The organism is Paenibacillus sp. MMS20-IR301 (assembly GCF_032302195.1).
Taxonomy (GTDB): domain Bacteria; phylum Bacillota; class Bacilli; order Paenibacillales; family Paenibacillaceae; genus Paenibacillus_AQ.
The window spans coordinates 4,642,895-4,655,201 of record NZ_CP135275.1 but is presented as its reverse complement, the minus strand read 5'-3'; the positions used below and the strand labels follow the sequence as shown (position 1 = coordinate 4,655,201).

13 protein-coding genes are annotated in these 12,307 nt (G+C 53.9%); 11 read left to right on the top strand and 2 right to left on the bottom strand.

The annotated features are described in order from the left end of the window. Positions 1-74 precede the first annotated feature (74 nt). From LOS79_RS20020 to LOS79_RS20005, 4 genes are all read left to right on the top strand, one after another. The gene (locus tag LOS79_RS20020; protein WP_315411822.1) at positions 75-464 is read left to right on the top strand and encodes a GntR family transcriptional regulator; all 390 of its coding nucleotides are present in this window, start codon (positions 75-77) and stop codon (positions 462-464) included. Next, positions 457-1,359 (top strand): ABC transporter ATP-binding protein, encoded by a 903-nt coding sequence (locus LOS79_RS20015; RefSeq protein ID WP_315411821.1) that lies wholly within the window; start codon positions 457-459, stop codon positions 1,357-1,359. The genes LOS79_RS20020 and LOS79_RS20015 overlap by 8 nt, the downstream gene beginning before the upstream one ends. Continuing rightward, the gene (locus LOS79_RS20010) at positions 1,334-3,340 is read left to right on the top strand and encodes a DUF6449 domain-containing protein (protein WP_315411819.1); all 2,007 of its coding nucleotides are present in this window, start codon (positions 1,334-1,336) and stop codon (positions 3,338-3,340) included. Before LOS79_RS20015 ends, LOS79_RS20010 begins: the two co-directional genes overlap by 26 nt. Before the next feature lie 262 nt (positions 3,341-3,602). Continuing rightward, the gene (locus tag LOS79_RS20005) at positions 3,603-4,124 is read left to right on the top strand and encodes a mismatch-specific DNA-glycosylase (RefSeq protein ID WP_315422351.1); all 522 of its coding nucleotides are present in this window, start codon (positions 3,603-3,605) and stop codon (positions 4,122-4,124) included. A gap of 434 nt (positions 4,125-4,558) precedes the next feature. Here the strand turns inward: LOS79_RS20005 and LOS79_RS20000 are convergent, their stop codons facing one another. After that, a complete protein-coding gene (locus tag LOS79_RS20000; RefSeq protein WP_397386803.1) occupies positions 4,559-5,518 on the bottom strand; it encodes an MraY family glycosyltransferase in 960 nt (319 codons plus the stop codon). A 97-nt stretch (positions 5,519-5,615) separates the two neighbouring features. On the opposite strand from LOS79_RS20000, the gene LOS79_RS19995 reads away from it, so the two are divergent. After that, the gene (locus LOS79_RS19995; protein ID WP_315411815.1) at positions 5,616-6,299 is read left to right on the top strand and encodes a YjjG family noncanonical pyrimidine nucleotidase; all 684 of its coding nucleotides are present in this window, start codon (positions 5,616-5,618) and stop codon (positions 6,297-6,299) included. 92 nt (positions 6,300-6,391) lie between these two features. After that, the gene (locus LOS79_RS19990) at positions 6,392-7,066 is read left to right on the top strand and encodes a stalk domain-containing protein (RefSeq protein ID WP_315411814.1); all 675 of its coding nucleotides are present in this window, start codon (positions 6,392-6,394) and stop codon (positions 7,064-7,066) included. A gap of 91 nt (positions 7,067-7,157) precedes the next feature. Here the strand turns inward: LOS79_RS19990 and LOS79_RS19985 are convergent, their stop codons facing one another. After that, a complete protein-coding gene (locus LOS79_RS19985) occupies positions 7,158-8,141 on the bottom strand; it encodes a ring-cleaving dioxygenase (RefSeq protein WP_315411813.1) in 984 nt (327 codons plus the stop codon). Between the two features lie 197 nt (positions 8,142-8,338). On the opposite strand from LOS79_RS19985, the gene LOS79_RS19980 reads away from it, so the two are divergent. The 5 genes from LOS79_RS19980 (at position 8,339) to LOS79_RS19960 (ending at position 12,211) form a co-directional block, all read left to right on the top strand. Then, the gene (locus LOS79_RS19980; RefSeq protein ID WP_315411812.1) at positions 8,339-9,166 is read left to right on the top strand and encodes an AAC(3) family N-acetyltransferase; all 828 of its coding nucleotides are present in this window, start codon (positions 8,339-8,341) and stop codon (positions 9,164-9,166) included. Between the two features lie 122 nt (positions 9,167-9,288). Then, positions 9,289-10,221, top strand: a complete 933-nt coding sequence (locus LOS79_RS19975) for a manganese-dependent inorganic pyrophosphatase (protein WP_315411811.1) — start codon at positions 9,289-9,291, stop codon at positions 10,219-10,221. Positions 10,222-10,405: 184 nt separating this feature from the next. Next, on the top strand, positions 10,406-10,981 hold the full coding sequence (locus tag LOS79_RS19970; protein WP_315411809.1) for a hypothetical protein: 576 nt from the start codon (positions 10,406-10,408) through the stop codon (positions 10,979-10,981). 163 nt (positions 10,982-11,144) lie between these two features. Continuing rightward, positions 11,145-11,846 (top strand): pirin family protein, encoded by a 702-nt coding sequence (locus LOS79_RS19965; protein WP_315422349.1) that lies wholly within the window; start codon positions 11,145-11,147, stop codon positions 11,844-11,846. 35 nt (positions 11,847-11,881) lie between these two features. Further along, the gene (locus LOS79_RS19960; RefSeq protein ID WP_315411807.1) at positions 11,882-12,211 is read left to right on the top strand and encodes a hypothetical protein; all 330 of its coding nucleotides are present in this window, start codon (positions 11,882-11,884) and stop codon (positions 12,209-12,211) included. The last annotated feature ends 96 nt before the right edge of the window (positions 12,212-12,307 follow it).

Below are 12,307 nucleotides of genomic sequence, written 5' to 3'. Positions count from 1 at the left end.
ATAGTAGTACAGTTAATACACTGAAATACAGCGGTCTGGCATAGAGCAGGAGAAGACGGGAAAGGAGGGCTGGCATGTTCGAATTGGATATACGCAGCCGCAAGCCGATCTACGAGCAGTTGACGGATAAGGTCAAAGAGCTGATTATGCACGGCATTCTACAGGCGGATGAGCAGCTGCCTTCAGTCAGAACATTATCTGCCCAGCTCACGGTGAATCCCAACACGATTCAGAAGGCCTACCGTGAACTGGAACGTGAAGGCTACATCTATTCACTGCAGGGCAAAGGGAATTTCGTGGCTCCGCTGCAGCAGGAACAGAATGAGAGCAAGCGGACTGAATTGAAGGAGGGGCTGCTGCGGCTGATGGCCGAGGCTGTTTATCTCGGATTTACGGAGAATGAGATTAGCGCACTGTACCGCCAGGCGCTGGACCAGAGAAGAGAGGAGAAGGGACATGATTGAGATACGCGGAGTGAGCAAGATATTTCAAGAGGACAAGGCAGTGGACCATCTTTCGCTGACTGTACATAAAGGGGCTATTTACGGTTTGCTAGGCTCAAACGGAGCCGGCAAAACAACGCTGCTCAAGATGCTTGCGGGCATTTACCGTCCTGACACCGGCAGCGTCAAAATCGGCGGCCAGCCGGTATTCGAAACACCGGAGGTGAAGAGCCGGCTAATCTTTATGCCGGACAGCCCCTATTACTTCCCGCAAGCTACCATTAAGAGCATGGCAGCCTTTTACCGCAGGGTATATCCCGGCTGGAACCAGCAGCGGTATGAGGGCCTTGCCGCAGCCTTCCGGCTGGACCCCCGGCGGAAGTTGAGCCGCTTCTCCAAGGGAATGCAGCGCCAGGCCGCCTTCTGGCTGGCTCTTGCCTGCCAGCCGGAGGTACTGATTATGGACGAGCCGATCGACGGGCTCGATCCGGTCATGCGCCGGCAGATCAAGAATCTGCTGTTCCAGGAGGTGGCTGAGCGCGGGCTTACCGTGCTGATCTCCTCGCATAATCTGCGCGAGATCGAGGACCTCTGTGACCACGTCGGCATTATGCACGAAGGGCGGATGCTGGTAGAGAAGGATCTGGATGATCTGAAGGCGGATACGCATAAGGTTCAGGTGGCATTACGGGATGAACGGCATGCGGGAGCGCTGGAGGCGAAGCTGCAGATTCTGCACCGGGAACAGCGCGGCAGTGTCAGCCTGTACATTGTCAAAGGCGACCGTGAGCGGATCGCGGAGGCTTTTCACGTATACGAGCCTTATGTATTTGATCTGCTGCCGCTGACACTGGAAGAAATCTTTATTTATGAAATGGGGGATGCCGGTTATGACGCACAGCCGATTCTTCTTTAGCGGCAGTATCATCCGCCAGAACCTGCGGCAGCACGGCTGGATCGGGGTTCTGTATGCGCTGGTGCTCCTCTTCATCGTTCCGCTGCAGATGTTCATGAACGGTGATCCGCTGGCGGAGCCAACGAAGCTGAACCGTTTATTCAATCTGGGCATAGATATTTCGCCGGTCCTGATTGCTTTTCCTATCGGTGCCGGGCTGTTCCTGTCCCGTTATCTGCAGTCGAAAAAGTCTTCGGATCTCTGGCATGTCCTGCCGTTCCGCCGCCCGCAGCTGCTGGCTTCCCATACGGTAAGCGGGCTGATTCTGCTGCTGCTGCCGGTCTGGATTACCGCCGCCGTAACGGCTGTTGTCCGTTCGCTGGAAGGGAATATGTATATCTACAGCGGGTCTGCGGTATGGGAATGGTGCCTGACGGTCAGTCTGCTGACGCTGTTTCTGTACGTGTTCACTATCTTTGTAGGCATATGTACCGGGCAGACCATTCTGCAGGGGGTGCTGGTATGCATCCTGCTGGTTCTGCCGGCCGCGCTGCTGCAATTCATCAACCTGCATCTCAACAGGTACCTGTACGGATTCCCGGACTGGTTTGGCCTGCAGGGCATTCTTACCTACTGGGCACCGTTTATGCGGATTATGGATTTGTCCTTTAAGCCGTTCACCGTTATGGAGATGTGGATATATGGCTGTCTGTCCGCCTTGTTCATGGCGCTGTCATTCGTGCTGTACCGTATACGCCATAGTGAAAAAGCCGGACAGGCGCTGGCCTTCACCTACTTCAACCCGCTGTTCAAAGCTGGTGTGATGCTCTGCAGTATGCTGCTGGCGTCCCTTTACTTCGGCAGTGCGGGCGGTAATAACGGTCTGACCATTGCCAGTGCCCTTGCGGGGGGACTTATAGGTTACATTGCCGTTGAGATGATTCTCCGCAAAACCTGGCAAATTATGAACCGCAGGCTGCCGCTGGAATTCGCAGTGTACAGCGTACTGCTGGGGCTGCTGCTCTATATTCCCGTATCCGGATTGACCGGGTATGAGGACCGGGTTCCGGCGAAGGATAACGTGGCTGCGGTATATGCCGGGGGGAATTACAGGGAGATTACAGAGAACATGCAAGGAAGTACTACCCGTGAAGAACGGGTGGAGGAGCTGTTATCCTCAGACCCGCAATACATTAAAGCTGTAACCGCACTGCATCGTGCTGTTGTGGCCTTGAGGCCGGATCAGCAGCCGGAGCTGCGGTATAATTATTATAACGGAAGCCGCCAGTTCATTCTGGCCTACAAGCTTTCAAACGGAAGGACGCTGATGCGGTCCTATTGGATTCCGGCAGCGGGTTTCGAGCCGGAGCTGAAAGCGGTTATGGAGAATATGGAATTCAAAGAGAAGAAATACCTGCTGTCACGGCTGAACGAGGACGTTGAAAGCTTCAGGCTGAGCAATCTGGAGAGGGTAATCAGCATTTCTGACCCGCAGGAGGTTCAGGAATTCAGGGAAATTCTGAAGCAGGAGCTGCTGGACATGTCTTATGAAGACCAGACAGGAGATCAGCGCGGACGGGCTACGATTAAATTAGCCATTAAGCAGAATTCGAACATATATCAGGTTTATTATACGTATGACTGGTTCCCGTCCTATGAGAAGATGACCGCCTGGCTGGAGCAGAAAGGTTATGCTGATAAAATTAAGGTTACAGCTGCAGATGTAGTGTCAGCGGAGATCTTCAGGGATGAGCATCAGAGTGCAATCCCCGCCGGGCTGATCTATAATCCCGGTACGCGTCTAGAGCTGGCCCGCAGCGAGAAGCGGTCTGCTGTCGTGTCAGACCCGGCCCAGATCAGCAATATCCTTGAGCACCGGCGTAATTTCACCGGACAAGAGGGAAGATATGTAGTGAAGATAGAGTACAAAAGCGGGACAGTTCACTTTATTTCACTGAACGAACAAGATGTCGGTCCGGCGCTTAAAGCACTCCTACCATAAGACTGTCTGTCTAAATCATAATGCCCCTGTTACCGGAGATCACTCCGTGCGGGGGCATTGCTGTATGCAGCGGATTGCCGGGCATGGCCGGTGCCGGCGGTTTGACAGGTGCGGATGATTGCCGTATGTTGTTGGAAATATAAGCTTGGGTTTAATCAGTGAGGGCGGCAGTCCGGTGAAAGCGGCCGGGCTGACTGGACAGGAGGGGAAGAGGCTGGAAGAGCATGCGGAAGAACACGGAGAGAAACAGTCGGAGCAGCAGCTGGAGGAAGTAGCAGATCATCTGGACCATGGGCTGCAGATTGTCTTCATCGGCTTCAATCCCAGCATCCGCTCCGGGGAGCTGGGTCATCACTACGCCAATCCGCGCAATAACTTCTGGCGGATTCTGCATCAGTCCGGACTGACACCGCGGCTGTATGATGCATCGGAGGACGGTGAGCTGCTGAAGCTGGGTTACGGGTTCACCAACATTGTCGCCCGTCCTACGGTAGGCATTGAGGATATTACCCGGGAGGAGTACAAGCAGGGCCGGGAGCTGCTCCGGGCCAAGCTGGAATTGTACCGGCCGCAGATTGCCTGCTTCGTCGGCAAGGGCGTGTACACGGAGTTCAGCCGGAGAAGCAAAGCCGGCTGGGGGTTTCAGGAAGGGGTAACACCGGTGGTCGACGGAGTGCGGGAGTTCGTTGCCCCCTCCTCCAGCGGGCTTGTCCGGATGCCGCTGCCCGAGATCGTGGGCATTTACCGGCAGCTGTCGGAGTTTGTTGCAGAGAACGGGGAGTGAACGTGCGCGGAGGCGGCTGCTTACGGACACACGGGCCGTTATTTCGGCTGAACAAGCCTGCTGAAGCTCCTTGCGGACACAGCAGACCTTATTTCGCGGAAACAGGCGCGATTTGGAGCAAATGCAGAGGAATAAGTGCATCTGAGTCCGCAAGGACCAGAAACAGGCTGATTTTACAGGAATAAGAGCTGTGGTGTCCGCAAGGACAAGCGAGAGCAAAGTCAAAGTCAAAGTCAAAGTCAAAGTCAAAGTCAAGGTCAAGAGCAAGCGCTATGGCGAGCGAACAGCCGTCCGCCACAACACAACAAACCCACCCCTCAGCGAAGGGTGGGTTTAATTAAATGGATAAGAATTTATGTGTTTCTGGGCCCCCGCAAAGTACCTGAGTAAACTTCATGAAAAGGCGGCACTTTGTGCGGATATCTTAGCGATGCCTAGATTTGAATCAGCAGCAGAATAATCGAAGACAGCGACAGGCAGACGCTGACCAGATAGAGCACGGCAACGACCTGCCGCTGGTTCAGACCGGCTTTGAGCAGGCGGTAATGGACCTGGGTCGCATCGGCCTGGTAGATGGCCTGTCCCTTAAGGAAACGTTTGACAACCACGAAGATGTTGTCGAAGATCGGTACGCCGAGGGCGAGTATCGGAATGAACAGGGACAGCACTGTAGCCTGCTTGAAGGCACCGTCGAGCGCGATCACGGCCAGAATGAAGCCGAGGAAGGTAGCGCCGGCGTCACCCATGAAGATTTTGGCAGGTGCCTTATTGAAGCGCAGGTATGCTATGGTAACACCGACCAGTGATATAGCCATCATGGCCGACGAGGATTGCCCCATCGTAATCGCCACAATGAACAGGGTAACAGCGGAGATTGCAGTAAGTCCGCCGGCCAGCCCGTCCATGCCGTCAGAGAAGTTAATTACTGTGGTTACGCCGAAGATCCAGATGATCGTCAGCAGGAACTGCAGAATGAAAGGCAAGGAGACGTAATCACCCGAGAAGGGGTTGATGAAGCCGGTAAAGGCATTGCCGGACAGGAAGACCAGGACGGCTGCGGCAATCTGCACGATGAATTTAGGGAGTGCCGGGAAATCCTTGCCTTTGGTTTTGTACCAGTCATCAATGGTTCCTATAGTCAGCAGAAGCACACCGCCGATGAACAGAGCCAGCGTCTCCAGGGAGAATTCACGGGCGAACAGCAGATATGTAATAAAGAAACCTACGAATATAGCGTAACTGGCTGTAAGCGGAATCGGCTCCCTATGTATTTTGCGTTCAACATCCTTCCGGGGCCTGTCCACGAAATCGAGCCGGAAAGCGAGCTTGCCAAGAGGTGGGATCAGCAGATAAACGATAGAAAACGACACAAGAAATGCTAAAACGTATAAAATGACAATCACCCCGTTGATTTATTTGAGCATGTCTGTCTAAATTATATCCCAGAAGGGGATACCTTGTCGATTCGGACAAATGAAGGTGGAGGGAATTATGAAATACGACGTAATTTTATTTGATGCAGATGACACACTATTCGATTACGGGATGGCTGAGAGCCATGCCCTGTACCATGCTTTTGCCCATTTCGGCCTGCCTACAGGGGCGGAGGATTATGCGGCCAGCTACAAAGAAATCAACCATTTGCTGTGGAAGGATTTCGAGCAGGGGCGGATTACTTCTGCAGCGCTGCGCGTGGAACGGTTCAACCGGCTGTTTGCCGCACACAACCTTGAGCTTAAGCCGGAGGAGTTCAGCGATGCCTACCTGCGGTTCCTGGGGGAAGGTACCTTCCTGATTCAAGGAGCCGTTCAGCTGTGCGCAGAGCTTGCCGGCTGCAGGCTGGCTGTTATCACTAACGGGATCAAGGATGTGCAGCAGTCCAGAATCAAGGGATCGCCGCTGAGTGAGGTATTCGAAGCTATTATTATCTCTGAAGAGACAGGATACCAGAAGCCGGAGACGGGGATTTTTGATTATGCTTTTGCCAAACTGAATATTTCGGATAAAAGCAAAGTGCTGATCGTCGGTGACTCCCTCACCTCGGATATTCAGGGCGGGATGAACTACGGCATCGATACCTGCTGGTTCAATCCGCTGGAGAAGCCCGGCGCTCCGGGAATAGTGCCTACCTATGAAATCCGCAGTCTGGATGAGCTGCTGAAGATTGTAAGCTGACGGCCCTGGCGATTGAAAATATTCTCCCCGTGTTAAATATATAAGGACGTTCCAATCATCCTGATATTCATCTCAATACACGGGAGAGGATTATGATGTATAAAAAATGGCTGGTCGCCGCCGTAATAGCGGTACTTACAGTTACAAGCTCAGCGGGAGTATTTGCAGCTGCCAAACTGCAGCAGATTAAGGCCTATCTGAACCACAGCCTTGGAGTTGTGGTGGATGGCAGCCCGTACTGGCTCAAGGACGGCAACGGCAAAACCCTGACACCCATCACCTATGAGGGCACCACCTATCTGCCGATCCGTTCCATTGCGGATGCGCTGGATGTGCCGATCACCTATGATGCGGCGAATTATAAAGTAAGAATCGGCACCGGCAGCGCGGCTCTTCCGGCACCGGGCAGTTCCGGCGGCAGCGGTAATACAGCTCCGGCGGAAAGCACGGCCCGTCCGGTCAACCTGCCGAAGGATTTCCCGATTCCGGCGGATGCTGTGATTGCAACAACGGTAGACACGGATGCCGGCGGGGTGAAGAAGGCCGCCTTCACGTATTCCACACAGGAGACGCTGGATACGATGGGCTTCGTCTACAGTGAATATGTGAAAATCAAACGGCTGGATAATGCATCGGAGACGGTGACAGCCAGCACGGTCAAAATTACCGGCAGACTGGGCGGCACCAGTCCGGTGTCCATTACGGGCAAACCCTCGACCGCACGGCCGGGCTTTAATATCTTCACCATTACCTGGTCGGAGAGCTGAACAGGGCAGGTCCTGCCGGCTAATGCTCCATCAGATGCAAAAACTCCGGGCCGTCATACGGTCCGGAGTTTTTGCTGTGAAGATCTAAAGCTTAAGCCTGCTGCCGGGTATCCAGCGGCTTCAGGTGAGCCTCAATCTGCGGCCGCTTAGCTTCGAGGAACGGGGGCAAAGCGAGGGACTCGCCAAGATGCTCGAGCGTTTCATCGGTGGCGAAGCCGGGACCGTCGGTAGCCAGCTCGAATAATATCCCGTTTGGCTCGCGGAAGTACAGCGAGCGGAAGTAGAAGCGGTCAACGAAGCCGGAATTGGGCAGCTGGACGGTGCGGATCCGCTCAATCCACAGCTTCAGCTCCTCTTCGTTGTCGACCCGGAAGGCGACATGGTGTACGCCGCCCCGGCCAAGCCGCTCCTGCGGCAGGTCCTTGCGCTCTTCCAGGTGGATCTCGGTGCCGGAGCCGCCTTCGCCGGTCTCGAACACGATGACATCGGGCTGTCCGGCTGCCAGCGAAGGATAAGTGCCCTTGCGGCGGAACCCGAGCAGCTGCTCCAGAATGAGTGCTGTATCCTCGGCGGTCTCTACCGTCAGATGCGCCGGACCCAGGCCGACTATGGCGTATTCAGCGGGAACCGGGCTCCGGTCCCAGGGCTTGCCGCCGGCCATGCCCTGGTTATGCTCATCCGAGACGAGAATGAGCCGCTGCCCCTCGTGGTCGGTGAAGGCCAGCGTCTTGCGTCCGCCGCGCTCAGTGATTTCATCATGCTCGACATTGTAGATTGTGAAGCGCTGAGTCCAGTAGAGCAGTGCCTCGTCACCCGGCACACGCAGCGACAGAGCAGAGATGCTGTTATTGCCGTCACGGTTGCGGCCGGCATTCGGCAGCTCGAAGAAGGTGAGCTCGGTGCCGGGATTGCCGGCTTCGTCACCGTAGAATAAGTGATAGACGGAGACATCGTCCTGGTTTACCGTTTTTTTGATCAGGCGCAGTCCAAGCACCTCAGTATAGAACTTATAATTCTCCGGTGCCTTAGCCGTAATGGCGGATACATGATGCAGCCCTTTTAATGTTAGACTCATATAAAGCCCTCCTTGGATTCAATAATGTAACCGGAATGTTGTATCCCGGGCAGGATTTCTGTACAGTGATTGTTAGTTACAGCAGCAGTTAATTAGGTGAGTAATATTAAGTTACTATAATTTTAATAGTTAATGATTAAAAATGCAACATCATTATTTAGTATCTGAATTTAGTATTCAGGAAAGCGGGGCTAATCATGCATACACGGGCAAGTCTGCTGAAACAGCTGAAGGACATGGGAATCGATCCGCACGGAACGCTGCTGGTTCATTCCTCGTTCAAAAGTATCGGTGAAGTAGAAGGAGGAGCAGACACCGTACTGGATGTCCTCTCTGAATATATGAAGGAGGGTCTCTTGGTCCTGCCTGCGCATACCTGGTCTTATATCAACGCGCAGCATCCGCGCTTCTCTGTGACAGACTCGCCTGTCTGCGTCGGTATTCTGCCGGAGCTGTTCCGGAAGCGGCCGGGGGTCATCCGCTCCTGGCATCCCACCCACTCTGTATCAGCACTTGGTGCCGATGCGCTCAGCTTCACTGCCGGAGAGGAGCGCTGGGATACGCCTTGCGCGCGCGGCTCGGTCTACGGCAGGCTGCTGGACCGCAAGGCGGACATCATGCTGCTCGGCGTCGATTTGCGGAGGAATACCTTCATTCACGGTATTGAGGAATGGGTCCATATCCCCGGCCGGATGACGGACGGGCATGAGCCGCTTATTACGATTACGCCTGACGGGGAGGAAATTCCGGTTCCTTCACGCCGGCACTGCGGGCTGTCCTGGTCGCAGCACTTCTGGAAGGTGGAGGCGGTGCTGGAGGACGGAGGCGCTCTGCGCAGAGGCCGCTTCGGTGATGCAGCAGTCATGATCTGCGGCACAGAGCGCACGACGGCGGTCTTAAGCCGCATGCTGGAGGCGAACCCGGATTTATTCTCGGACAATGAGCCGCTAAGCGGGGAGGACATGCCGGAAGCGTTGCCGAAGACGAAGCCGGGAATGCCGCAGTGGAATACCGCAAAGCTCTGAGTTAACCCAAAGCCAAGACTCCGCTTTGTGGGGGGGGCCGACCGGTTTCCGGCTGCTTCTGGCAGGGTTATAGCAATGTATGGTATATTATTCTCAATAAAATCAAAGTAAGGAGATTGGAAATGGAAAAAACATTGGTGTTTGGCCACAAAAATCCGGATACAGATACAATCTGTTCGGCAATCGCTTATGCAGCACTGAAGAAAGAACTCGGCTGGGATGCTGAAGCAGTCAGATTGGGCGAAGTCAGCGGGGAAACCCGGTATGCGCTTGATCAATTCGGCGTGGAAGCTCCGCGCCTCGTAGAGAATGTTGCGGCTGAAGCTGGGCAGGTTATTCTGGTTGACCATAATGAACGCCAGCAAAGCGCGAATGATATCGATCAGGTCCGTGTAGTAGAAGTTATCGACCATCACCGGATCGCGAACTTTGAAACGGCTCATCCGCTGTACTACCGTGCGGAACCGGTTGGCTGTACTGCAACTATCCTGAACAAGCTCTACAAGGAGCATGGAGTTGCTATTCCGCAGAACATTGCCGGTCTGATGCTGTCCGCCATCATTTCCGACTCCTTGCTGTTCAAATCCCCAACCTGCACTGAACAGGATGTTGCCGCTGCGCGTGAGCTGGCTGACATCGCCGGTGTAGATGCTGAGAGCTACGGCCTGGCTATGCTCAAAGCAGGTGCTGATCTGAGCGACAAGAGTATTGCCCAGCTGATCTCCCTGGATGCCAAGGAATTCAAGATGGGTGAATACAAAGTGGAAATCGCCCAGGTTAATGCCGTGGATGTCAATGATGTACTCTCCAAGCAGGCTGAACTGGAAACCGCTCTGAGCGCGATCATTGACGACAAAGGACTGGATCTGTTCCTGTTCGTAGTGACCGATATCCTGAATAACGATTCCGTGGGACTGGCCCTCGGCCGCGCTGCCAGCGCTGTAGAGCAGGCTTACAATGTGAAGCTGGATGACAACAAAGCGGTGCTGAAGGGTGTAGTATCCCGCAAATCACAGATCGTACCTGTGCTGACGGAGACGATTGCCAAGCTGTAACAGGGGCTCCGGCAGATCATCCGGATCGTTATTTTCTATAATTTGACAAATGATCGGCTGCAGCATCCTCAACAGGATGGGACAGCCGGTTTTTTTGATTTTTGAGATTATTTTTTTAGAGTGCACAGCAACTCCTTGGCGTTTGACGGGTATAATCAGCATAGGAATCTTCTGGGAGGCGGCAATGATGGGAAAGATGCGTAAGCTGGCAGTTTCAACACTTGGACTGATGGTCATTTCGGGAGGGGGGCTGCTGTATGCCGCTGCTGGGAAGGGTGATCTCTCGGTATATTTGAATAATGTACTGCAGAAGCAGCCCGGGCTGACTGTGGAGGCTGAAGCCTACCTGCCGCTGGAGCAGCTTACCGAGAGCATGCAGGCCATCGTGTCCCGGGACGAGTCGGCAGGTACAGTACGCATCTATAAGCCGAATGTGAACACGGTGCTGCTGGATGATCAAGGGAAGATTTTTGGCAAGGTGAGAAGTGCTTCCAGCAGTACCTTCTACGCTCTGGTGCAGGTGGATCATCTGCGTGCAGAAATTTCGGATTTGAAAATAACGATCACCGACCCTTCCGGCAAAACGGATACTGTGGATAATCAGCAGATTACAGAGAAGAAGGAGAGCTTCTGGTTCAAATCGGCTGCCTATACCTCCAGCTTTACGGAAAAGGGCAACTACACCATTCAGGTCTATATGAAGGATACGGTCTCCAAGAAGTGGTTCATCGTTTCTGAATTGCAGATTTCAACTACCTGAGCGGCTATGCCGGACATTACATGCTGAACATAATAAGCTGTACCGGATTAGGGAAACGGATGCTGCCTGCGGGGCGGTACCCGTTTCTTCTTGTTTCATGAGCTTTCTGCTACACTGGGCATAGGCAAGGCCGCATCAGCAAACCATTGAGGAGGGGATTACAATAATTAGAGTCTATCCCGCAGAGTCTGCACACCGGTTCGATTATGGCTGGCTGAAAGGCAGCCATGTTTTCTCATTTGGGGATTTCTATGATCCGGATAACACTTCATTTGGCCCTATGCGGGTCTGTAACGATGATACGATTGCTCCGGGAAAAGGCTTCGGGGCCCATCCGCACAGTGACATGGAGATTGTCTCCATCGTACTGTCCGGCGTGCTGCGCCATGAGGACAACCTGGGTAATGTGGCTGAAACAACATTTGGCGGAATTCAGCGGATGTCGGCGGGAACAGGTGCGATTCATACGGAGCATAACCCGTCAAGCAGCGAGCCGGTCCGGCTCCTGCAGCTGTGGTTTATGCCGCGGACCCGCGGAACGGCGCCTTCGTATGCAACAGGGCGGTTTGACCCGGGTAAGCTTGCAGGGAGGCTGTTGCCGGTAGTCGCAGCAGAGCCTGCGGCAGAGATTGTCGGCATTGCCCAGGAAATGACGATTTATCTCGGCAGGGTGCAGGCGGGGAATAAGCTTGATTTCCGCCAGGAGCCGGGGCGGCGCAGCTTTGTGTATCTGATAGAGGGCGGGCTTACGCTTAACGGTGAGCATGTGCTGAAGCCGGGGGATTCCGCGCGGATTGAGGAGACAGAATCACTTACGCTGAAGGCTGGAGCGGATGTGCTGGTCATGCTGATCGATTTGCCGTAACTTGCCTGAGCACATATATGAAGGAGGAACCTCAAATGGCAGAGCAGGAAAGAGTGCTCGTTAAGCATTCAGTCACCGGACGCATGCTGGTCAGCAGCACGGATGGTGCCGGATATACCTTCGATGAGCAGGACGGACTGACCTTGATTACCTTAACGGGAGTGCCGGCAGATAAAGGTGCGGCTGTAGTGGAGCTGAAGTCAGAGCTGAATGTATTCCGGTTCGAGGAGCCGGCTCACGGTCCGGTGATTAAGCACTGGTACTACGTAGGTGATCTTCCGGTAAGTTATGATGCGGAAGCAGGACGCTTAACTATAACTGTACAATCCGAGATTGAATACCGGCCGGATCAATATTGGGCATGAATAAGCTAAACCGGCAGCAGACATCAGCCAGCCCTCTGACAAGAGATGTAAGGCTGATGTCTGCTCTTTCATGGATTTTCATGAAAAAACCTGAAA